This is a genomic window from Janthinobacterium sp. CG_23.3 (assembly GCF_046115965.1).
Classification (GTDB): domain Bacteria; phylum Pseudomonadota; class Gammaproteobacteria; order Burkholderiales; family Burkholderiaceae_D; genus Janthinobacterium.
The window spans coordinates 1-22,134 of the sequence record NZ_JBJXIB010000074.1 but is presented as its reverse complement, the minus strand read 5'-3'; the positions used below and the strand labels follow the sequence as shown (position 1 = coordinate 22,134).

The following is a 22,134-nucleotide window of genomic DNA, read 5'->3' as shown; positions in this document are numbered from 1 at the left end:
CGGCTTACAGGGGCAGCTTGATGAGTTCATCAACCGCGCCCATGACCTTGTTGCGCACTTGCATCAGCATGGAAAACGACAGGCTGGCTTGCTGGCTGGCCAGCATGGCGCCGACCAGGTCGTCGCTCTTGCCACTGTCGACCTCGCTCATGCGCTCGGCCGCCATGCGGTCGTCGTTGTTGACCCGCCCCAGCGCGTCCTGCATGCTCTGCGAAAACGAGGGGCCGGCGCCGGCGCTGCCGTCGAGCAGGGCCGCCGGCGCCACCTGGGGCGCGGCGAGGTTGTGGGCGGCGTTTTGCAACGCCGCCAAATCGGCCTTGATCAGACCCGCCAGTTCATTCGCCATCTTGGACCTCTTTTGTCACGTTCGCTGCCATGGTTGCCGCCCGCGCCGCCCGGACACGCTGGGGTGTCGGTGCGCGCGCGGGACGGCGCGTTGTGGATGGGGGCGGATGGGCGCCGCGCCCGCGCCGCCCATGCCGTTATCGGCCGCCCGGCCGGCCACTTGAGCCCGTTTTTAACTTGAGCCCGTTTTTACATGGACCGGGGCCGGCCCCGCCCATGCCGGCGGCGGCACGGCAATGTCAGCTACGACATGCCTATGATAAACCTGCTGTAAATCAACGGTAATAAAAATTCACGGCAATATCGATAATTAAAATCGCCGCGCGAATGGCATATCGCCGACGCGCTCGCCGGCACGGCTGGGACGGAATTTTATCCTTCCAAGCTTACCTGCTGGCAACTATATTGTAAAGGGTGATTTGCCCCGTGGGTATTGATGCGTGGCAATAATCGTCAAATTGATGTATCGTTTACTTCCGAGATCATCGGACTTTAAGTTACGATGCGTTAAATGGTCCGGCAAGGGCAATCACAATTGCCGCCGGAATTTCGCGCGATCCGTATAATTGCTTCGCCACCGACGTGATCTGACATGACCATTCCATGACCAATATAACCAAGACAGATTCCACGCCGCAGCACCAAGTGCTCGATTCCTGCCTGCTGGGGCGCCCTGTCCACCTGCTGCACGTGTTCGCCGCGCAACTGCGCGACGACCTCGCGGGCGCCATGCGCCTGCCGCTGAGCCGGCGCTACTGGGGCGCCTACCAGGTCGACGCCGTCGCCTTCAGCCGCATCGACGGCGAGGCGCCGCGCGGACGCTGGCTCAGCTTTGGCGACCAGCACGGCCAGATTGGCTTCCTGCTCGAACGGCAAGTGCTGCTGGGCGTGCTCAACCAGCGTTACGGGCGCAGCGGCGCCAAGGCGGCCGCCGCGCCGGACCCGCAGACGGTGCGCGTGACCACCACCGAGGAACGGCTTGCCGTTGTTCTTGGGCAACACATGGTGGCCGCCCTGCTGGCGCGCGTGCGCCACAACCTGGCCGCGCTGGACAAGGCGGCGCCGCTGGGCATCCCCGCCGCCGCCGAACTGTCCGCCGCGCCCGGCACGGCGCCGGCGCGCGGCAGCTGGGTGGTCGGCGTCGGCGTCAGCGACGGCGCCGCCGGCGCCGGCATCGGCGGCCAGTTCTGGTTCGCGCTCGACAAGGCCGCCATGGCCGACGTCTTGCACGGCCTGCTGCCCGAGCGCGAGCAGGCCAAGAAGGCCCTGAAGAGCGTGCGCCCGCTGGCCGCGCGGCTGCAGGTGACGCTGGAGGGCCGGCTGGTCAGCAAGGAGGTGCAGCTGGGCGCGCTGTTCGACCTGCGCGTGGGCGACGTGATCCCCGTCAGCCTGAACCGCACCGACGTCATGCTGGCCGATTCGCGCCTGTTCACGGCGGCGGTGTCGGAACACAAGGGCAAGCTCTGTTTAACCTCATTTGAAGATGTCGAATAATATGAATATGAACGAAACCAACCAGGGCGACGACATGCTGGGGGACCTGGCCGACGACATGATCATCGAGCAGGTCAGCGACATCAGCGACGTCTCGCCGGCGCGCACGCGGCGCGACATCCCGCAAATGATGCGCAAGATCCCGGTGACCCTGACGCTCGAGGTCGGCTCGGCCCGCATTTCGCTGCAAGAATTGATGGCGATCGGCCCGGACAGCGTGATCGAACTCGACATGCTGGCCGGCGAACCGCTGGTGATCAAGGTCAACGGCACGCCGATCGGCCGCGCCGAGGTCGTCGTCGCCGGCGAGAACTACGGCTTGAAGGTAATCGACCTGGACGGCCTCAACCTCGACATGATGACGTCATGACGCTGGGCTTGACCGGCCGCGCGCGCAGTCGGGCCGGACTGGCCGCGCTGGCGGCGCTGGCCCTGCTGGGCGCGGCGCTGTACGCCGGCCCGGCCGGCGCGGCGGCGCCGGTGGATTTGCTGGGCGGCATCGTCCCCGGCGCCAAGACCGAGCTGACCGTGAAGACGCAGATCCTGGTCATCATGACCCTGCTCGGGCTGCTGCCGGTGATGGTCATGATGATGACCAGCTTTACCCGCTTCGTCATCGTGCTGTCGCTGCTGCGCCAGGCCCTGGGCCTGCAGCAGGGCCTGCCCAACCGCATCGTCACCGGCGTCGCGCTGATCCTGACCTTGCTGGTGATGCGCCCGATCGGCGAACAGATCTGGAGCGAGGCCTTCGTCCCCTACGACCGCGACAAGATCGGCCTGGAGGAGGCGCTGAAAATCGCCGAGAAGCCGCTGTCGCGCTTCATGATGGCGCAAACGAGCAAGGCGGCGCTGGCGCAGATTGCCCGCCTGGCCGGCGAGCCGGCCGCCACCAAGCCGGCCGAGCACGCGTTTACGGTCAAGCTGGCGGCCTTCGTGCTGAGCGAACTCAAGACTGCCTTCCAGATCGGCTGCATGCTGTTCATCCCCTTCCTCATCATCGACTTGGTGGTGTCGTCGGTGCTGATGGCGATGGGCATGATGATGCTCTCGCCGCTGGTCATTTCGCTGCCGTTCAAGCTGCTGCTGTTCGTCCTCGTCGACGGCTGGACCTTGACCGTCAACACCCTCGTCACCAGCGTGCAGGCGTACTGAGATGCTGACCCCGGAAGTGGCCGTCGACCTGGTCATCGAATCGCTGCGCATCGTCATGCTGCTGGTGGTGGTGCTGGTGGTGCCGGGCCTGATCACCGGCCTGCTGGTGGCGCTGGTGCAGGCGGCAACGCAAATCAACGAACAGACGCTGAGTTTCCTGCCGCGCCTGCTGGTCACGCTGCTGGCGGTGATACTGGCCGGGCGCTGGATGGCCGGCTACCTGATGGACTTTTGCGTGTCGATCTTCCAACGCGCCGGCACCCTGGTCGGCTAGCGCGCGATGGAACAGGTTTTCAACCAGTTGCTGCCGTTCCTGTCAGCCCTGTGGTGGCCGTTTTGCCGTATTTTGGCGATGCTGACGGCGGCGCCGGTGCTGGGCGACCTGATGGTGCCGGTGACGGTGCGCGTGCTCGTTGCGCTGGTGCTGGCGATCGTCATGCTGCCGATGACGCGCGGCCTGGTCGGGCCGATCGACCCGTTTTCGCTGCACGCGCTCGTCGCCACCGTCGAGCAGGCGGTGATCGGCGGCGTGCTCGGGCTGGCCTTCCACTTCAGCATGTCGGTCATCGGCGTGCTCGGTTACCTGGTGTCGAGCCAGATGGGATTTTCGATGGCGGTGATGAACGACCCGATCAACGGCACCTCGTCGGACGTGGTCTCGGCGCTGCTGTCGATCCTCAGCATCATCGTCTTTTTTACCATCGACGGCCACCTGGTGATCGCCGGCGTCATCGGCGCCAGCTTCCACGCCTGGCCGCTGGGGCAGGGCTACGGCCCGCTGCTGCTGCAGACGGTGGCCTACAACGTTTCCTGGATCTTCGCCGCGGCGATGCTGCTGGCGATCCCGATCGTCTTCTCGACCATGGTGGTGCAGCTCGGCTTCGGCTTCCTGAACCGGGTGGCGCCGTCGCTGAACCTGTTTTCGCTGGGGTTTTCGATGATCACCCTGTTCGGCCTGGTAATGCTGGTGGAAATCATCCGCTTCGTGCCCGAGCACTACATCGGCATGACCAACCGGGTGCTGGAGATGCTGCAGCAGCAGATGCGGGCGGCCGGCCATGGCTGACGCGAGCGGCGGCGACAAGACCGAAAAGGCTTCCCACCAGAAGCTGCGCAAGTCGCGCGAGGAGGGCCAGGTGGTGCGCTCGCGCGACCTGGCCACCGCCATCGGCATCCTGGCCAGCCTGAAGCTGTTCGTCTTCCTGCTGCCGGGCTACATGGAGGACTTCCGCGCGCTGTTCGCCATGGCCTTCCTGCCGCTGGACGGCGACGGCACGCTCGACAACGCCTTCTCGGGCGTGTTCGCCAGCTCGGTGTCGCTGCTGGTGACGATGCTGCTGCCGCTGTTCGTGGTGCCGCTGTTCGTGGTGCTCGGTTCGCTGGTGCCGGGCGGCTGGGTGGTCAGCACCAAGCACTGGGCGCCGAAGATGGAGCGGCTCAGCCCGGCCAAGAACCTCGGCCGCCTGTTCGGCGGCAAGCACGCGTTCGAGCTGGCCACCTCGGTGGCCAAGGCCGGCGTGCTGGGCTGGGTGCTGGTGCACGTCGGGCGCGACACCGTCGGCGCCTACGTGCGCCTGCAGCACGCGCCGCTGCAGGTGGCGATGGCGCAGGGCGCCGGCCTGATGCTCGACGGCCTGATGTCGCTGTGCGCGGTGTTCGTCATCTTCGCGGTGGTCGACGTGCCGGCCCAGGCCTTCTTCTTCGCCAAGGGCCAGCGCATGAGCAAGCAGGAGTTGAAGGAGGAGCACAAGACCAGCGAGGGCCGGCCCGAGGTGCGCCAGCGCATCCGCCAGCTGCAGCAGCAGATCAGCCGGCGCAGCGTGCGCAAGACGGTGCCGACGGCCGACGTGGTGATCGTCAACCCGGAGCATTACGCGGTGGCGCTGAAGTACGACGCCGGCCGCGCCGAGGCGCCGTTCGTCGTCGCCAAGGGCGTCGATGAGATGGCGCTGTTCATCCGCCAGGTGGCGCGCGAGCACGGCATCGAGACGCTCGAACTGGCGCCGCTGGCGCGGGCGATCTACCACACCAGCCAGGTGCAGCAGCAGATCCCGGTGCAGTTGTACCAGGCCGTCTCGCAGGTGCTGAACTACGTGCTGCAATTGCAGGCTTTTCGAACTGGGCAGCGCACTGCCCAGCCCCCATTTCCCAACGAGGTGGCCGTGCCATCTCACCTGAGTGAGGTCTCTCCGAGATGAATTTCCTGAACCGAATGGTCGCCGAGCTGCGCCGCCACAAGTTCGCTACGCCACTGTTCCTGCTGGTGATATTGGCGATGATTATCCTGCCGCTGCCGCCGGTGCTGCTCGACGTGCTGTTCACGTTCAACATCGTGCTGGCCCTGATCGTCATCCTGGTCAGCGTCTCGGCCAAGCGGCCGCTGGACTTCTCGGTGTTCCCGACGGTGATCCTGGCGACGACGATGATGCGCCTAACGCTAAACGTCGCCTCGACCCGGGTGGTGCTGCTGCACGGCCACACCGGCACCGGCGCGGCCGGGCAGGTGATCGAAGCGTTCGGCAACGTCGTCATCGGCGGCAATTTCGTCGTCGGTATCGTGGTCTTCGTGATCTTGATGATCATCAACTTCGCCGTCGTCACCAAGGGCGCCGAGCGCATCTCCGAGGTCTCGGCGCGCTTCACGCTGGACGCGCTGCCGGGTAAGCAGATGGCCATCGACGCCGACCTGAACGCCGGCCTGATCAACCAGGAAAAGGCGCAGATGCGGCGCCTCGACGTCGCCGCCGAGGCCGACTTCTACGGCGCCATGGACGGCGCCTCGAAGTTCGTGCGCGGCGACGCCGTCGCCAGCATCCTGATTTTGATCATCAACATGGTCGGCGGCGTGGCCATCGGCTCGATTATGCACGACCTGTCGTTCGGCGACGCCTTCAGCCAATACGCGCTGTTGACCATCGGCGACGGCCTGGTGGCGCAGATCCCGGCGCTGCTGCTGTCGGCCGCCGCCGCCATCCTGGTGACGCGCATCAGCGACTCGGGCGACTTCGAGCAGCAGGTCGCCGGCCAGGTGCTGACCTCGCCGACGGTGATCTTCAGCGCCTCCGGCATGATGGTGGCGCTGGCGCTGATCCCGGGCATGCCGTGGTTGATGTTCATGGCCTTCGCGGCGGTGCTGGCCTTCGTCGCCTGGCGCCTGAGCCAGCGCGTCAAGGCGCCCGACCTGGCGAATATGGCGGCGATCGAGGCGGCGCTGCGCGACGACCGCGTGCCCGACCTGGACTGGCCGCAACTGCCGGCGGTGCAACCGATCTCGGTGGCGCTGGGCTACAAGCTGGTCGGCATGATCGACAAGAGCCAGGGCGAGCCGCTGAACAAGCGCATCAAGGGCGTGCGCCAGAGCCTGAGCGAGGCGCTCGGCCTGCTGCTGCCGCCGATCGGCGTGCGCGACGACCTGGCGCTGAAGCCGTCGCAGTATTCGATCGTTCTCAGCGGCAGCGTGGTGGCCCAGGCCGAGGTGATGGCGGACCGCCTGATGGCGATCCCGTCGCCCAACGTCTACGGCCAGTTGGACGGCATTCCCGGCATCGAGCCGGCCTACGGCATGCCGGTGACCTGGATCGAGGTGGGCGAGAAGGCCCACGCGCTGGGCCTGGGCTACCAGGTCATCGAGGCGCCCAGCGTGATCGCCACGCACGTGTCGAAAATGGTCCGCGAATACCTGCCGGAACTGTTCCGCCACGAAGACGTGCCGGCGCTGCTGGAGCGGCTGACGGCGCTGTCGCCGAAGCTGTCGGGCGCGCTGGAGAAGGCGCTGACGCACACCCAGCTGCTGCGGGTGTTCCGCGTGCTGCTGGCTGAAAACGTCTCGCTCAAGGACATCGTGTCGATCGCCACGACGCTGCTCGACAGCGCCGAGACCACCAAGGACCCGATTCTGCTGGCGGCCGAGGTGCGCTGCGCGCTGCGCCGGCAAATCGTCGGCGGCCTGTTCGGCCAGCGCGCCGAGATGCAGGCGTTCAACCTTGGCGGCGAGCTGGAGAACATGTTGCTCGGTTCGCTGAACCAGGCCCGCCAGAGTGGCAAGGTGGCGCTCGACAACTACCCGATCGACCCGCACCTGTTGTCGCAGCTACAACTGAACATGCCGGTGGCGCGCGAGCAGATGAAGCAGCAGGCCACCCCGCCGCTGCTGCTGGTGCTGCCGCAGATCCGCCCGCTGTTGGCGCGTTACGCGCGCCTGTTCGCGCCCGGCCTGCACGTGCTGTCGTACAACGAAATACCGGAAAACCGCGAAGTGAGCATCATCGGCACCGTCGGCTAAGGGGCCGCCTCGCACCCAGGCTTAACGCCGGGGGCGGACCCGCGGGGTCGGACCCCGGCTCTGTGCCCCAGCTGTGGTTAGGCGTACGCGGCGCGCCGGCGCCGTCAAACGCCGGCGGCCTGGTCGTCGGCCGCCCGGCGCGGCGGCGGCGGCGGCAAGCCCAAGTCGAGCTCCAGCTGCATCGACGCTTCGATTTCCGCCTCCAGCTCGGCTTCCAGCAGCAAGTCCGGCGCCAGGTCCGGTTCCAGCGCCGGCGCCTCCTGCCGCGGCAGGCTCTGTTCCACCATCAAGGTGAGCGGCTCCGGCGGCGGCGCGGGTTCCGCTTCCCGCTGCTGCTGCAACACCGTGTCGGCGTCCTGTTCGAGCGCCGCATAGTCCGGCGCCGCCGCCTCGCGCGACAGCAGCAGCGCCACCTCGGCCATGGCGCGGAACACCGGCAGCGACAGCGAGGCGGCCGCGGCCTGCATCGGATAATTGTTGTGCACGCGCGCCGATTGCAGCTCGCGGCCTATGCGGCAGCGCAAGATGCGCAGGCCGGAGCGGCCGATCGCCTCGACCAGCTCTGGCAGCATGCGCCGCAGCAACTGCTGCGCGGCCGGGTCGGGCGCCGCCAGCTCCAGCAGGATGCCGTCGGCCATCGCCTCCATTTGAATCATCACCCGGCCCAGGTCGGCCAGCACCAGTTCCAGGCGCAGCGCGACCTTGCCGTGGCGCCGCTTCGGTGCGTCGTCCTCGTCCGGGTCGCCGGCCAGCACGCGCAGCATCAGCCTTTGGCCGGCCCAGCCGTACACCGCGAAGCGCCAGGCTTCGGCGTCCATGATCAGGGGCGGGCGCGCCGCTTCGCGCAGCGCCGCCGGGTTTTGCTCGGCCATGAAAAGGTTGCCCGGCACGTGCTGGCCGCGCGCCTGTTCCTGCAACGCAGCGCGCTGCTCGCCGTAGGTCCTGACCATGACGCGCCAGGACGCCGCCAGCGTGGCGGGGTTGGGCGCCTGCCAGACCAGCTGGCGTGAAAAAAACAGTTGGTTGACCTGCATCGCGCTGGTGTCGTGCGGGGTGGCGTCGGCGCCCGCGCCGGCGGCGGGCGCGCCGCCGAAAGCCTGCTGGCCGTGGGCCGGCACGCCGGCGCCGGCGGCCGGCAGTTCCGGCGTATAGGCCGCCAGTTGCGCCAGCGCCGCCACGCTGGCCGGCGCCAGCGCCGTCACGTTGCTCATGTCGAGGCGTTGCGTGAGCATCGGCGCCAGGTTGATCAAGGGAATTCTGTCTATCGCCATCGCCATTCCCCCAGAGGTAAGGGGTAAAAAAAAGCCAACCGGTTGAAGGGTTGGCTCTTGGTGGACCCGCGCGTCGCCGCGTCAGGAATCTTGAACCATTATTGCAGCAGGGACATGACCATCGACGACATGCTGTTGCTTTGCTTCAGCATGGCGGTACCGGCTTGCAGCAGCATTTGGCTGGACGTCATGGTCGAGCTTTCGGTCGCGAAGTCGGTGTCCATGATGCGGCCGCTGGCGGCTTTGGTGTTGTTGCTGATGTTCATCAAGTTGGTGTTGATGTGGTCCAGGCGGTTGTTGGTCGCACCAATGTGCGAGCGCACCGTGCTGACGGCGGCGATCGAGGCGTCGAGCAAGTCGATGGTCGCGTTGGCGGTGCTGGAAATCGAGGTGCCGGTGTTCGACGCTGCCGTGGCGGTGGTGATGGCGCCCATTTCGGTGGAGAAGTCGACGCTCATTTGTTCGCCGGTGGTGGCGCCAATCTGGAAGTTGACGGCGGCCGTGCCGAGGGTGCCGCCGGTCAGCAATTTGGTGCCGCCGAACGTGGTGTTGCCCATGACGTTGGTGATTTCCGTCGTCAGCGCGTCGAATTCGGCTTGCATCGCGGTTTTGTCGCTGGTTGTCGAGGACACGTCGGCCGCCTGGGTTGCCAGGTCTTTCATGCGCACCAGCATGTTCGACACTTCGTTCAGCGCGCCGTCGGCGGTTTGCAGCATCGAGGTGCTTTTCTGGGTGTTTTGCATCGCCATCGCCATGCCGCTGGTTTGCGCTTTCAGGCGGGTGGCGATTTGCAGGCCGGCGGCGTCGTCCATCGAGGAGTTGATGCGGAAGCCAGTGCTCAGGCGCGTCATCGCTGTCGACAGGGTTTGCTGGGTTTTGGCGACCGAGGACTGGGCGGACAGGGAAGCGTTGTTGGTGTGAAGGCTAAGCATGAGTAACTCCTGGTAGGTGGGTTCGGTTCGGAGCATCGAATCTTCCTGCTCTCCCAAGTACAAGACGACCGTCCCGCGAAACTTATTAAATGCTTTGAAGAAATTTTTAAAAATAGTTTCCAAGCGCCTTTCCGGCCCGGCGGGCGGCGCGCGCTTTATTGCAACAGTGCCATGATGATCGAGGACATGCCGTTGCTGCGCTGTAGCATGCTGCCGCCCGCGCGCAGCAACATTTGGCTGGAAGTCATGGCGGCGCTCTCCTGGGCGAAGTCGGCGTCCATGACGCGCCCGCTGGCGGCCCGGGTGTTGTCGCTGATGTTGGACAGGTTGCCGAGCACCCGGCCCAGGCGGTTGCCGACGGCGCCCATTTCCGAGCGGGCGGCGGCGACGGCGTCGAGCGCGGCGCGCAATGTGTCGATGCTGGCCGAGGCCGAACCGGGCAGTGTCAGGTCGGTGCCGGCGCCGGCGTCGGCGCTGGCGATGCCGAAGGTATTGTAGGTCGAGGCGGCGGCGTGCAGGGCGGCGTGCATCGCGTCGAGGCGGATGGAAAAGTCGAAGGACATGAGGTCGCCGGAGGTCGCGCCGATCTGGTAGTCGACCGCGGCGGAGAAGGTGCCCTTGGCGGCGGCCGCCGTGGCCGCCGCCGAATACGCCAGGGTCGACGCGGCGGTCTGGCTGGCTACCGCCGCCACCGTCGCCGCCGCCGCGACGGCGGCGACGGTGGCGGGCGTGGACGCGCTGGCGTCGTTGGCGACGGCGCTGGCAAGCAGGGCGTTGGCCGTGGCCAGCGCGCCGGCGGGGGGGGGGGGGGGGGGGGGGGGGGGGGGGGGCGGGGGGGGGGGGGGGGGGGGGGGGGGGGGGGGGGGGTTTGGGGGGGGTGGTGCTGCGGGTGTAGGCGAATTGGTTGCTTACCTCCCCCGGGCGCCGCCGGCGGCCGCCAGTTCGACGCTGGTGTCGCCCAAGAGTATCTTGGCGCCGCCGAATGTGGTGTTGCCGGAGATATTGCTCAGCTGTTGGCTGAGCGCGCCAAATTCGGCCTGCATGGCGTTCCTGTCCTGCGCCGACGCCGAGGCGTCGGCGGCCAGGGTGGCCAAATCCTTCATGCGGATCAGCAGGTCGGTGCCGTCGCGCAGCGCGCCGTCGGCCGTTTGCAGCATGGAAATGTTGTTCTGGGCGTTGCGCATGGCCACGGCCATGCCGCTGGTCTGGGTCCGCAGGCGGGTGGCGATTTGCAGGCCGGCGGCGTCGTCCATGGCCGAGTTGACGCGGTAGCCGGTGGCCAGGCGCGTCATGGCGGTCGATAAACTGCCTTGGCTGCGCGCAAGCGAGCTGCGTGCGTACAACGCGACGGTGTTGGTGTGGAGACTCAGCATCGGGAGTGCGGCCATGCAAAGTTGGGGGGGAATAGGCTAACTGTAACAGCAATTAAATGCTTTTGGGAAATTCGGTGAAAGCCGATGCGCTGCGTCAAGCGGCGGACACAGGTGAAAAAAACGGGGGAGGGGGCGGGCGCGGCCCCGCCGGGCGCCGCGCAGCTTGCTACATTACATCTTACATATTAGGGTAGTTGGGGCCGCCGCCGCCTTCCGGCGTGACCCAGACGATGTTCTGGGTCGGGTCCTTGATGTCGCAGGTCTTGCAGTGCACGCAGTTTTGCGCGTTGATCTGCAGGCGGTCCTTGCCCTCGTCGGTCTTGACGAACTCGTACACCCCGGCCGGGCAGTAGCGCGCCTCGGGACCGGCGTAGGTGGCCAGGTTGACGTCGACCGGCACGCTGGCGTTGCGCAGCGTCAGATGGATAGGCTGGTCTTCGGCGTGGTTGGTGTTGGAGATGAACACCGACGACATCTTGTCGAAGGTCAGCTTGCCGTCCGGCTTGGGATAGACGATGGGCTTGCACTGCGCCGCCGGCTTCAGGCACTCGTGGTCGCCGTGGCTGTGGCGCAAGGTCCACGGCGCCTTGCCGCGGAAAATCATCTGGTCGATCGCCGTCATCACGCTGCCCAGGTACAAGCCGCGCGACAGCCAAGGCTTGACGTTGCGCGCGACGTGCAATTCCTCGTGCAGCCAGGATTGTTCGAACGCCACCGGGTAGGCGGCCAGTTCGTCGTGCTGGCGCTTGGCGCCGAGCGCGCCGAAGGCCGCCTCGGCCGCCAGCATGCCGGATTTGATGGCCGCGTGGCTGCCCTTGATGCGGCTCATGTTGAGGAAGCCGGCGTCGCAGCCGATCAGCGCGCCGCCCGCGAACACCAGTTTCGGCAGCGCTTGCAGGCCGCCGGCGGTGATCGCCCGGGCGCCGTAGGAAATCCGCTTGCCGCCCTCGAAGAAGGTACTGATGGCCGGATGCGTCTTGTAGCGCTGGAATTCCTCGTACGGCGACAGGTACGGGTTTTCGTAGTTCAGGCCAACCACGTAGCCGACCATCACCTGGTTGTTTTCCATGTGGTACAGGAAGGAGCCGCCGTAGGTTTTGCTGTCGAGCGGCCAGCCGGTCGAGTGGATCACCAGGCCCGGCGTGTGCTTGGACGGGTCGATTTCCCACAATTCCTTGATGCCGATGCCGTAGGACTGCGGGTCCTTGCCCTTGTTCAAGTCGTACTTCGTCATCAATTGCTTGCCCAGGTGGCCGCGCGCGCCTTCGGCGAACAGCGTGTACTTGGCGTGCAGTTCCATGCCCAGCTGGAAGTCGGGGCCGGGCTGGCCGTCGCGCTTGACGCCCATATTGCCGGTGGCCACGCCCTTGACCGAGCCGTCGTCGTTGTACAGGATTTCCGCGGCGGCGAAGCCGGGGAAGATCTCCACGCCCAGCGCTTCGGCCTGCTGGCCCATCCAGCGCACCACGTTGCCCAGCGAGACGATGTAGTTGCCGTGGTTTTCAAAGCAGGCCGGCACGGCGAAGTTCGGCGTTTTGATGGCTTTGGTTTCGGTGAGGAATAAAATGCGGTCTTCCGTCACCTCGGTGTGGAGCGGCGCGCCCAGTTCCTTCCAGTTCGGGATCAACTCGGTGAGCGCCCTCGGGTCCATGATGGCGCCCGACAGGATGTGCGCGCCCAGTTCGCCGCCTTTTTCCAGTACGCATACCGAAACGTCCTGGCCTTTTTCGGCGGCCAGCTGCTTCAGTTTGATGGCCGCAGCCAGGCCGGCGGGGCCGCCGCCGACAACGACGACGTCGTATTCCATCGTGTCGCGGGGGCCGTACTGTTCAACAATATTATTAGGCTGTGTCATGGTCTCGTCGTGGTAAAAGAAAATTTAAGCACGAGTGTGCTTGTTTTTAGGGCGGAATGCAACTTTGGCGCCATTTTGAGGGACATTATTAGACGCCGCAATCTAATCCTGATAATTTGTGTAATGATTGCGTTTACTGTGGCATAGGCGGCGCGGCGCTGTCGCCCCCGCGCCGGCAGGCACGCTGCATCATATTTTTATCAAAAAACAATACAGGGAGTAGCTCGTGGGCATTGAAGTGAACTTTGAGGGCAAGATTGCCCTGATCACCGGCGCCTCCAGCGGTCTTGGCGCGCGTTTCGCGAAAGTGCTGGCCCAGGCCGGCGCGCAAGTGGTGCTGGCCTCGCGCCGCACCGAGCGCTTGAAGGAGTTGCGCGCCGAGATCGAGGCCGACGGCGGTGCCGCCCACGTGGTGGCGCTGGACGTGACCGACTACGCCAGCATCAAGTCGGCCATCGCCCACGCCGAGACGGAGGCGGGGGCGATCGACATCCTGGTCAACAATTCCGGCGTCTCGACGACGCAGCGGCTGGTCGACGTGACGCCCGAGGACTACGCCTTCGTCATGGACACCAACCTGCGCGGCTCCTTCTTCGTGGCGCAGGAAACGGCCAAGCGCATGATCGCGCGCGCCAAGGGCGACCCGAAAAAGCAGCACCGCATCATCAACATCGCCTCGATGGCGGGGCTGCACGTGCTGCCGCAAATCGGCGTGTACTGCATGAGCAAGGCCGGCATGGTGCACATGACCAAGGCCATGGCGGTGGAATGGGGCAAGTACGGCATCAACACCAACGCCATTTGCCCGGGCTACATCTCGACCGAGATCAACGAGGACTATTTCTCCAGCGACCAGGGCAAGAAGCTGATCGAGACGCTGCCGCACAAGCGCCCGGGCAAGCCGGAAGACCTCGACGGCCTGCTGCTGCTGCTGGCCGGGGAAGACTCGCACTTCATCAACGGCGCCATCATCTCCGCCGACGGCGGCATGACCGCCTTGTAAAATGGTGGATTTCCAACGACGCCGCGACAGTCGCCAAAACCAATGGCGGGAGCCGGGGTCAGGCCTTAGGATATAACCCCGGGGTGGCGTCCTTGGTGTGGACCCGGTCAGCGCGGCGTTTGCAACCCGACCAGCTTGTGCACCAGCTCCGACGACGTGGCCGCGGCGAACTTGCGCATCAATTTGGCGCGGTGCATTTCCACCGTGCGCGGACTCAGGTCGATCTGCCGCGCGATCAGCTTGCTGGTTTTCCCCTCGACCAAGAGGGCGGCGATTTCCCGTTCGCGCGGGGTCAGCTCGGCCGTCACCGGGCGCTTTTCGCTGACATCCTCGAACGTCCAGATACCGGCGCCCAGCGGCTGCCTGGGCACCAGCGCGTGGCCGCTGACGTGGCACCAGAACAATTCCTCGTTGGCGCGGCGCATGATGCGCTCGTCCGAATAGCGCCCCTTGGCGTTCATGATCGGAATGATGCGGTCGCCGGTGCGCAGGAACTCGTCCATCGTCGGGTACAGCACCCGGAACGACTGCCCGACCAGTTGCGCGCGGGCGTAGCCGAACATGGCCGCCAGCGCCTCGTTGCAGGTCTGGATGATGCGGTTTTCCGAAATACACATGCCGACCGGCGCGTGCAGAAAAATCGTTTCATAGTCGATCGTAGTTTGCGGAACATTCATCGGGCGCGAAATCAATTCTGTTAAGGTAAGGAACGCTGGAAGGCCGGTAGTTCTACGGTATTGTGCTTTTCCTTCTCGTATTTTATGCTGATACGCTACAACCGGACACGACACAGCTTAACAAAAGAAAAGGGACACGTATGAATAAAGTTTATCCTGACGCCGCGTCGGCGCTGGCCGGTATTGTCAAAGACGGCCAGACGATCGCGGTCGGCGGCTTCGGCCTGTGCGGCATTCCCGAGGCGCTGATCGAGGCGCTGCGCGACTCCGGCGTCAGCAATCTGACCGCCATTTCGAACAACGCCGGCGTCGACGGCTTCGGCCTGGGCCAGTTGTTGACGACGCGCCAGATCAAGAAGATGATCGCCTCCTACGTCGGGGAAAACAAGGAATTCGCGCGCCAGTATCTGGCCGGCGAACTGGAGCTGGAATTCACGCCGCAGGGCACGCTGGCCGAGAAGCTGCGCGCCGGCGGCGCCGGCATCCCGGCCTTCTTTACCAAAACCGGGGTCGGCACCATCGTCGCCGACGGCAAGGAAATCCGCGAATTCGACGGCGAGCAATACGTGATGGAGCGCAGCCTGGTGTCCGACGTGTCACTGGTGAAAGCCTACATGGCCGACCGCGCCGGCAACCTGGTCTACCGCAAAACGGCGCGCAACTTCAATCCGAACGTGGCGATGGCCGGCAAGATCACCATCGTCGAAGTCGAGAAGCTGGTCGAGATCGGCGAGATCGATCCCGACGACGTCCACACGCCGAGCATTTTCGTGCACCGCATCGTCGTCAACGCGAACCCGGAAAAGCGCATCGAACAGCGCACCGTGCGCGCCAACTAATAAGAAAGACGGAGATTACTATGGCATGGACTCGTGATGAAATGGCCGCGCGCGCGGCGAAAGAGCTGCAGGACGGCTTCTATGTGAACCTGGGCATCGGTTTGCCGACCCTGGTGGCGAACTACGTGCCGGCCAATATGGAGGTGTTCCTGCAATCGGAGAACGGCTTGCTGGGCATCGGCCCGTTCCCGGTCGACGCCGAAGTCGACGCCGACCTGATCAACGCCGGCAAGCAGACCGTGACGGCGCTGCCGGGCGCGGCCTACTTCAGCTCGGCCGACTCGTTCGGCATGATCCGCGGCGGCAAAATCAACCTGGCCATCCTGGGCGCGATGCAGGTGTCGGAAAAGGGCGACCTGGCCAATTGGATGATACCGGGCAAAATGGTCAAGGGCATGGGCGGCGCGATGGACCTGGTGGCCGGCGTCAAGCGCGTGGTGGTGTTGATGGAACACGTCGCCACCGCCAAGGACGGCAGCACCTCGCACAAGCTGCTCAAGCAATGCGACTTGCCGCTGACCGGCGTCGGCGTGGTCGACCTGGTCATCAGCGACCTGGGCGTGATCGAAGTCACGCCGGCCGGGCTGAAGCTGATTGAGCTGGCGCCGGGCGTGACGAAAGAGGAAATCGCCGCCGCCAGCGGCGCCGAGCTGGACGTCAGCGGCGTGTAAAAACGGCGCGCAATAAAAAAGGCAGCGGAACAATCCGCTGCCTTTTTTTATTGCCTTGTTACGCCAGCGCGCCGCTGGCGCGCCGCCTTCTCTATTACGCGGCGCGAACGTGCTTGACGGCCACCGGCGCCGCCAGCGGCACGGCGTGGGCTGTGGCATGGCTAGGGTTGGCCAGTTCGCGGTGCATCCGTTCGACGTCGAGTTCCTTTTCCCACTTCGAGACGACCACGGTGGCGACGCCGTTGCCGATGAAGTTGGTGATGGCGCGGCATTCGCTCATAAAGCGGTCGATGCCGAGGATCAAGGCCATGCCGGCCACCGGGATCGTTGGCACCACGGCCAGGGTCGCGGCCAGCGTGATGAAGCCGGCGCCGGTGATGCCGGAGGCGCCCTTCGAGGTCAGCATCGCCACGCCGAGGATGGTTAGTTGCTGCATCAGCGTCAGGTCGGTGTTGGTGGCCTGGGCCACGAACAGGGCCGCCATGGTCATGTAGATGTTGGTGCCGTCCAGGTTGAAGGAGTAGCCGGTTGGCACCACCAGGCCGACCACGGGTTTCGAGCAACCGAGTTTTTCCAGCTTGGTCATCAGGGCAGGCAGCGCGCTTTCCGACGAGCTGGTGCCGAGCACGATCAGCAGTTCTTCCTTGATGTAGAGCAGGAAGCGGCCGATCGAGAAGCCGGTCATTTTGGCGATCGTGCCCAGCACGACAAAGATGAACAGGAAGCAGGTCAGGTAGAAGGAACCCATCAGCTTGGCCAGCGGCAGCAGCGAGGCCAGGCCGTATTTGCCGATGGTGAAGGCCATGGCGCCGAACGCGCCGATCGGGGCCGCTTTCATGACGATGTTGACGATGGCGAAGAAGGCGTGCGCCACGTCGTCGACCAGCTTGGCCACCGGGCGGCCCTTGTCGCCCAGAATCGACAGCGCGAAGCCGAACAGGATGGCGATCAGCAGCACCTGCAGGATGTCGCCCTTGGCGAAGGCGTCGACGACCGTGTTTGGGATGATGTTCATGACGAAATCGGTGGTGCTCTGGGTCTTGGCCTTGTCGGTGAACTGGCTGATGGCCTTGGTGTCGAGCGTGGCCGGGTTGGCGTTGAAGCCGGCGCCCGGTTGCAGCAGGTTGGCGACGATCAGGCCGATGGCCAGGGCGATGGTCGAGACGACTTCGAAGTAGAGCAGGGCCTTGCCGCCGACGCGGCCGATTTTTTTGATGTCTTGCATGCCGGCGATGCCGGAGACGACGGTGCAGAAAATCACCGGCGCGATGATCATCTTGATCAGCTTGATGAACCCGTCCCCGAGCGGCTTCATGTCGACGGCGTTGGTGGGGTAAAACACGCCCAGCAGCACACCGCACACGATGGCGAACAGGACTTGAATGTAGAGGATTTTATAGAATGGTTTTTTCATGATTGTCTCCCGGCTAGAGACTTCATGATCACGCCGCGGGCGGTTTGACACAATTGTGGATAACCGCAGTGCGCGCCGTCGGCGCTATTTCAAACCAACGGCAAAGAGCCGGGACAGACCCTTCGCGCCAAGGCGGGAAGGTCCGAGCCCGGGGGGGGGGCGGTTGACGCGTACGCTTCACCCCCTCCCCAAAAAAACCTACTGCGCGACCCAGCCGCCGTCCATGTTCCACGCCACGCCGCGTACCTGCCTGGCGGCGTCGCTGCACATGAACACGGCTAGCGCGCCCAATTCCTCCGGCGAGACGAATTCGCCCGACGGCTGCTTTTCCGACAGCAGCGCCTTCTTGGCCTCGTCGACGCCGGTGCCGTCCTTGGCGGCGCGGTCGTCGACCTGCTTTTGCACCAGCGGCGTGAGTACGAAGCCGGGGCAGATGGCGTTCACCGTCACGCCGGTGTGCGCCGTCTCCAGCGCGGTGGCCTTGGTCAGGCCGATCAGGCCGTGCTTGGCGGCGACGTAGGCCGATTTCTGCGCCGACGCCACCAAGCCGTGCACCGACGCCAGGTTGATGATGCGGCCCCAGTTGCGCGCCTTCATTTGCGGCAGTAGCAGGCGCGAGGTGTGGAAGGCCGAGCTGAGGTTGATGGCGAGGATGGCGTCCCATTTCTCGACCGGGAAGTCCTCGACGTTGGCGACGAACTGGATGCCGGCGTTGTTGACCAGCACGTCGACGCCGCCGAAGGTGGCGTCGGCGAACTTGACCATCGCCTCGATCTCGGCCGGCTTCGACATGTCGGCGTTGTGGTAGGCGGTGCGCACGCCGAATTGCTTGGCCACGGCCACTTGCAGGCGCTCGATTTCGGCGGCGTCGCCGAAGCCGTTGAACAGGATGTTGGCGCCCTCGGCGGCCAGCGAGCGGGCCAGGCCCAGGCCGATGCCGGAGGTGGAGCCGGTTATCAGGGCGGTCTTGCCGCTTAACATAGTGCTTGTCATGGAGTCCTCTGTGAGTGGAAGATGCTGGATTGCTACCCAAAGTCACGCTGCCCTATGATTTTAAGGGCAACGCCCGGTAAAATGGCGCACATGTGCACGCGTCACGCATTTACTGTCACGCGATTCACCCTGCGTAGTTGGCGACAAATACGCATCTCACAAGGAAGCGGCATGATCGAAGCGAAAATAAAGTCAGTCCAGTGCCTGTCCCCGGCCGGCTTGCACCACATGGCCTACAAGGAATGGGGCGAGGCGGACAACCCGAACGTGCTGGTGTGCGTCCATGGCGTCACGCGCGTGTCGGACGATTTCGACAACCTGGCGCGCGCGCTGGCGGCCGACTTCCGCGTGGTCTGCCCCGACGTCGTCGGGCGCGGCCGCTCCGGCTGGTTGCGCAACCCGCAGTTGTACCGGGTGCCGCAATACGTCAGCGACATGGTCACCTTGCTGGCGCGCGTGCTGGCCGACGGCGAGCGCCAAAGCGTGGCCTGGTTCGGCACCTCGATGGGCGGCTTGATCGGCCTGGGCCTGGCGTCGCTGCCGGACAGTCCGGTCGAACGCTTGATTTTGAACGACATCGGCCCCACCTTGGCCCCCGAGGCCTTGCAGCGCATCGGCGACTACATCGGCCAGGATCTGCGCTTTCCAAGCTTCGAGGCGGGCGCCAAATTCATCCGCGACGTCTCGCAGACCTTCGGCGAACACAGCGAGCGGGAGTGGTACAAGCTGGCGTCCGACGTGTTGCGTCAAGACAAGGACGGGCAATGGATACGGCACTACGATATGGGGCTGGCGCTGCCGTTCCGTTCGGCCACGCCGGAGTCGGCCAAGGCCGACGAGGCGATGCTGTGGGCCGCCTACGACGCCGTGCGCTGCCCGACGCTGCTGGTGCGCGGCGCCGACTCCGATCTGTTGTCGCGCGAGACCGCCGCCATCATGGCCGGGCGCGGGCCGAAGGCGCAACTGGTCGAAATCGCCGGCGTCGGCCACGCGCCGACCTTTACGCACGAGGACCAGATCGCCATCGCGCGCCGGTTTTTGCTGGGCCGCTAAGCCGGCCTTGTATGGCCCGGGGCGCGGCTTGACATCCGTACCGATTTAACCCGTAACAATGAAGAGAAATAGCATGGAAATCAAACGACTGTACGTAGGAAAACGCCTGTCCGAAGTGGCAATCCACAATAGCACCGTGTACCTGGCCGGCCAGATCGCCGAGGACACCGCCGCCGATATCGTCGGGCAAACGCGCGAGGTGCTGGGCCACGTCGACCGCCTGCTGGCCGAGGCCGGCAGCGACAAGACCTGCATCCTGAGCTGCCAGATCTACCTCGCCGACATGGCGCACTTCGCCGGCATGAACGAGGTATGGGACGACTGGGTCGCCGCCGGCCACACGCCGCCGCGCGCGACGGTCGAGTCGACACTGGCCGACCCGGCCTGCCTGGTCGAAATCGTCGTCGTCGCGGCGCAGCGTTAGGCGGGCCATGGTGTCCATTTCGGCGCTCGCGAGCGCAACCACCGAGCAACTGGTGCAGGGCTTGAGCGAGGCCGACGGCGCGCGCGTGCTGGCCGCCTTCGAGTACGCCAGCGAGATGTACGGCGACAAGACCGGCACCAGCGGCCAGCCGGCGCTGGAGTTTTCGGTCGGCGTGGCCAACACGCTGGCGTTTCTGCGCAGCGACGCCGAAACCCGCATCGCCGGGCTGATGTTCGAGCTGACCTTGCTCGACTCGACGCAGGCGCCGACGATCGCGCCGCGCTTCGGCCAGCAGGTGTGCGACCTGGTCACCGGCGTGCGCCAGCTGATCCGGCTGCGCGCGCTGACCCAGGGCCAGCAAGGCGCCGGCGGGCGCGGCAAGAACGCCGCGCTGCTGGCCGTGGCCCAGGTGGAAACGCTGCGCAAGATGCTGCTGGCGATGGCCACCGACATGCGCGTGGTGCTGGTGCGGCTGGCCTCGAGTGTGATGACGCTGCGCTATTACGCCGACCACAAGCTGTTCAACGAAACCACCCGCGCCTACGGCCGGGAGACGCTGGACCTGTACGCGCCGCTGGCCAACCGGCTCGGCATCTGGCAGTTGAAGTGGGAGCTGGAAGACCTGTCGTTCCGTTTCATCGAGCCGGAGGCCTACAAGCGCATCGCCAAGATGCTCGAGGAAAAACGCATGATGCGCGAGGGCTTCGTCTCGTCGGCGATCTTGCGCCTGCAGAGCGAGCTGGCCGGCGCCGGCATCCAGGCCGAGGTGTTCGGCCGGCCCAAGCACATCTACAGCATCTGGAGCAAGATGCGCGGCAAGGAACTCGATTTCACCGAGCTGTACGACGTGCGCGCCTTCCGCGTCATCGTCGCCGACGTCAAGACCTGCTATACCGTGCTCGGCGTGGTGCACAACATCTGGACGCCGATCCCCAAGGAATTCGACGACTATATCTCGCGGCCCAAGCCGAACGGCTACCAGTCGCTGCACACGGTGGTGACGGCCGACGACGGCCGTCCGCTCGAGGTGCAGATCCGCACCAACGAAATGCACAGCTTCGCCGAGTACGGCGTGGCGGCGCACTGGCGCTACAAGGAGGAGGGCGGTTCGAACTTCGCCGGCCAGAAGTACGACGAGAAAATCGCCTGGCTGCGCCAGCTGCTGGCGTGGAAGTCGGACGTCGCCGACGCCGTCGTCGGCCAGGAGGAAATCCAGCGCGAATGGGTGGAGAAGCTCAAATCGGCGACGCTGGACGACCGCATCTTCGTGCTGACGCCGCAGGCGCGCGTGCTGGAGCTGCCGGTCGGCGCGACGCCGATCGACTTCGCCTACCACCTGCACAGCGACGTCGGCCACCGTTGCCGCGGCGCGCGGGTGGACGGCGTCATGGTGCCGCTGAACACCCAGCTGAGGAACGGCCAGACCTGCGAAATCCTCACCGCCAAGGGCGCGCCCGGCAGCGCCGGGCCATCGCGCGACTGGCTCAGCGCCGGCTACTGCGTCAGCAACCGCACCCGCTCCAAGGTGCGCGCCTGGTTCCACGCCATCGACATGCAGGAAACGCTGGCGCACGGGCGGGCGATGGTGGAAAAGTCGCTGCAGCGCGAGGGCAAGACCGCCGTCAACCTGGAGGCGCTGGCGCAAAAACTCGGCTTCGCCAAGGTCGACGAGCTGTTCCTGTCGGTCGGCAAGGAGGAGTTTAGCCTGCGCCAGGTCGAGCAGGCGCTGCACGACAACGGCGAGGTGGCCGAGCAGGAGGACGCGGTGGTGCTGGGCAAGAGCCGCGCCTCCAGCGTCGAGAAGGGCGCCAAGTCGGGCGTGCTGGTGGTCGGCACCGAGGGCTTGATGACGGCGCTGGCGAAATGCTGCAAACCGGCGCCGCCGGACGGCATCGTCGGCTTCGTCACGCGCGGCAAGGGCGTCTCGATCCACCGTGCCAGCTGCAAAAATTTCGCCGAAATGCGCGCCAAGGCGCCCGAGCGCGTCATCGCCAGCGAGTGGGGCCGGGCCGGCCACGACACCGTCTACCCGGTCGATATCTTCATCCTGGCGGGCGACCGCCAGGGCCTGCTGCGCGACATCTCGGAGATTTTTTCACGCGAGAAGATCAACGTCATCGGCGTCAACACGCAAAGCGCGAAAGGGCAGGCGCGCATGACCTTCACGGCCGAAATCGGCTCGACCGCGCAACTGCTGAAGGCGCTCACGGTCATCCGCGACGTCGGCGGCGTGCTCGAGGCGGGCCGCCACCAGCGCAACACGGCACACCACCCCCCCACACCCGCCACACACCCCACCCCAACTCCAAAACCACAAACCCCCAACGCGTGTGCTCGGCCTCATGCACACCACCCC

General features: G+C 65.5%; 22 protein-coding genes. 13 read left to right on the top strand and 9 right to left on the bottom strand.

Features of this window, described 5'->3' with window-relative positions:
* Positions 1-4: 4 nt before the first annotated feature.
* Positions 5-346, bottom strand: a complete 342-nt coding sequence (locus ACFDR9_RS17235) for a flagellar hook-basal body complex protein FliE (protein ID WP_017875067.1) — start codon at positions 344-346, stop codon at positions 5-7.
* A 602-nt stretch (positions 347-948) separates the two neighbouring features.
* Between ACFDR9_RS17235 and ACFDR9_RS17230 the strand changes: the two genes are divergently transcribed.
* Genes ACFDR9_RS17230 through ACFDR9_RS17200 form a run of 7 tightly spaced genes read left to right on the top strand, consistent with a single transcriptional unit; the run spans position 949 to position 7,273 of the window.
* Positions 949-1,839, top strand: a complete 891-nt coding sequence (locus ACFDR9_RS17230) for a FliM/FliN family flagellar motor switch protein (RefSeq protein ID WP_017875068.1) — start codon at positions 949-951, stop codon at positions 1,837-1,839.
* Positions 1,840-1,897: 58 nt separating this feature from the next.
* Positions 1,898-2,209 (top strand): FliM/FliN family flagellar motor switch protein, encoded by a 312-nt coding sequence (locus tag ACFDR9_RS17225; RefSeq protein ID WP_409031785.1) that lies wholly within the window; start codon positions 1,898-1,900, stop codon positions 2,207-2,209.
* Positions 2,206-2,991 carry a flagellar type III secretion system pore protein FliP gene (gene fliP, locus ACFDR9_RS17220; RefSeq protein ID WP_017875070.1) on the top strand — a complete coding sequence of 262 codons (786 nt, stop codon included), beginning with the start codon at positions 2,206-2,208 and terminating at the stop codon, positions 2,989-2,991. The genes ACFDR9_RS17225 and fliP overlap by 4 nt, the downstream gene beginning before the upstream one ends.
* Before the next feature lies 1 nt (position 2,992).
* Complete coding sequence (locus ACFDR9_RS17215; RefSeq protein WP_017875071.1) at positions 2,993-3,265, top strand: flagellar biosynthetic protein FliQ; 273 nt, start codon at positions 2,993-2,995, stop codon at positions 3,263-3,265.
* A gap of 6 nt (positions 3,266-3,271) precedes the next feature.
* A complete protein-coding gene (locus tag ACFDR9_RS17210; RefSeq protein WP_017875072.1) occupies positions 3,272-4,057 on the top strand; it encodes a flagellar biosynthetic protein FliR in 786 nt (261 codons plus the stop codon).
* Entirely contained in the window at positions 4,050-5,189 is a 1,140-nt protein-coding gene (locus tag ACFDR9_RS17205; protein ID WP_409031782.1) for a flagellar biosynthesis protein FlhB, read from the top strand. Before ACFDR9_RS17210 ends, ACFDR9_RS17205 begins: the two co-directional genes overlap by 8 nt.
* Positions 5,186-7,273 carry a flagellar biosynthesis protein FlhA gene (locus tag ACFDR9_RS17200; RefSeq protein WP_409031781.1) on the top strand — a complete coding sequence of 696 codons (2,088 nt, stop codon included), beginning with the start codon at positions 5,186-5,188 and terminating at the stop codon, positions 7,271-7,273. The genes ACFDR9_RS17205 and ACFDR9_RS17200 overlap by 4 nt, the downstream gene beginning before the upstream one ends.
* 104 nt (positions 7,274-7,377) lie before the next feature.
* Here the strand turns inward: ACFDR9_RS17200 and ACFDR9_RS17195 are convergent, their stop codons facing one another.
* The 5 genes from ACFDR9_RS17195 to ACFDR9_RS17175 all read right to left on the bottom strand — a co-directional run bounded on the left by ACFDR9_RS17195 (position 7,378) and on the right by ACFDR9_RS17175 (position 12,704).
* Positions 7,378-8,544 carry a hypothetical protein gene (locus tag ACFDR9_RS17195; protein WP_409031780.1) on the bottom strand — a complete coding sequence of 389 codons (1,167 nt, stop codon included), beginning with the start codon at positions 8,542-8,544 and terminating at the stop codon, positions 7,378-7,380.
* A gap of 98 nt (positions 8,545-8,642) precedes the next feature.
* A complete protein-coding gene (locus tag ACFDR9_RS17190; protein WP_026132481.1) occupies positions 8,643-9,476 on the bottom strand; it encodes a flagellin in 834 nt (277 codons plus the stop codon).
* 155 nt (positions 9,477-9,631) lie between these two features.
* Positions 9,632-10,168 (bottom strand): flagellin, encoded by a 537-nt coding sequence (locus ACFDR9_RS17185; protein WP_409031779.1) that lies wholly within the window; start codon positions 10,166-10,168, stop codon positions 9,632-9,634.
* 216 nt (positions 10,169-10,384) lie between these two features.
* Complete coding sequence (locus tag ACFDR9_RS17180; protein ID WP_409031778.1) at positions 10,385-10,849, bottom strand: hypothetical protein; 465 nt, start codon at positions 10,847-10,849, stop codon at positions 10,385-10,387.
* A 178-nt stretch (positions 10,850-11,027) separates the two neighbouring features.
* Positions 11,028-12,704, bottom strand: a complete 1,677-nt coding sequence (locus tag ACFDR9_RS17175) for an electron transfer flavoprotein-ubiquinone oxidoreductase (RefSeq protein WP_232429647.1) — start codon at positions 12,702-12,704, stop codon at positions 11,028-11,030.
* A gap of 226 nt (positions 12,705-12,930) precedes the next feature.
* On the opposite strand from ACFDR9_RS17175, the gene ACFDR9_RS17170 reads away from it, so the two are divergent.
* Positions 12,931-13,707 carry an SDR family oxidoreductase gene (locus ACFDR9_RS17170; RefSeq protein WP_017875080.1) on the top strand — a complete coding sequence of 259 codons (777 nt, stop codon included), beginning with the start codon at positions 12,931-12,933 and terminating at the stop codon, positions 13,705-13,707.
* Between the two features lie 107 nt (positions 13,708-13,814).
* Here the strand turns inward: ACFDR9_RS17170 and ACFDR9_RS17165 are convergent, their stop codons facing one another.
* Positions 13,815-14,384 carry a LuxR C-terminal-related transcriptional regulator gene (locus tag ACFDR9_RS17165; protein ID WP_017875081.1) on the bottom strand — a complete coding sequence of 190 codons (570 nt, stop codon included), beginning with the start codon at positions 14,382-14,384 and terminating at the stop codon, positions 13,815-13,817.
* Positions 14,385-14,524: 140 nt separating this feature from the next.
* Here ACFDR9_RS17165 and ACFDR9_RS17160 point away from each other — a divergent pair, with 140 nt between their 5' ends.
* Together ACFDR9_RS17160 and ACFDR9_RS17155 are read left to right on the top strand one after the other, a co-directional pair.
* Positions 14,525-15,223: a CoA transferase subunit A gene (locus ACFDR9_RS17160; protein WP_017875082.1), complete on the top strand. Its 699-nt coding sequence runs from the start codon at positions 14,525-14,527 to the stop codon at positions 15,221-15,223.
* A gap of 20 nt (positions 15,224-15,243) precedes the next feature.
* Complete coding sequence (locus ACFDR9_RS17155) at positions 15,244-15,894, top strand: 3-oxoacid CoA-transferase subunit B (protein WP_409031777.1); 651 nt, start codon at positions 15,244-15,246, stop codon at positions 15,892-15,894.
* 94 nt (positions 15,895-15,988) lie between these two features.
* On the opposite strand, the gene ACFDR9_RS17150 is transcribed toward ACFDR9_RS17155, so the two are convergent.
* Positions 15,989-17,308, bottom strand: a complete 1,320-nt coding sequence (locus tag ACFDR9_RS17150) for a dicarboxylate/amino acid:cation symporter (RefSeq protein ID WP_409031776.1) — start codon at positions 17,306-17,308, stop codon at positions 15,989-15,991.
* 198 nt (positions 17,309-17,506) lie between these two features.
* Positions 17,507-18,289 (bottom strand): 3-hydroxybutyrate dehydrogenase, encoded by a 783-nt coding sequence (locus ACFDR9_RS17145; protein ID WP_409031784.1) that lies wholly within the window; start codon positions 18,287-18,289, stop codon positions 17,507-17,509.
* A gap of 183 nt (positions 18,290-18,472) precedes the next feature.
* Here ACFDR9_RS17145 and ACFDR9_RS17140 point away from each other — a divergent pair, with 183 nt between their 5' ends.
* From ACFDR9_RS17140 to ACFDR9_RS17130, 3 genes are all read left to right on the top strand, one after another.
* Complete coding sequence (locus tag ACFDR9_RS17140) at positions 18,473-19,354, top strand: alpha/beta fold hydrolase (protein WP_409031775.1); 882 nt, start codon at positions 18,473-18,475, stop codon at positions 19,352-19,354.
* A gap of 73 nt (positions 19,355-19,427) precedes the next feature.
* On the top strand, positions 19,428-19,778 hold the full coding sequence (locus ACFDR9_RS17135; RefSeq protein WP_017875087.1) for a RidA family protein: 351 nt from the start codon (positions 19,428-19,430) through the stop codon (positions 19,776-19,778).
* A 7-nt stretch (positions 19,779-19,785) separates the two neighbouring features.
* Positions 19,786-22,134: RelA/SpoT family protein (locus ACFDR9_RS17130; RefSeq protein ID WP_409031774.1), on the top strand; the 2,349-nt coding region annotated here is incomplete at its 3' end.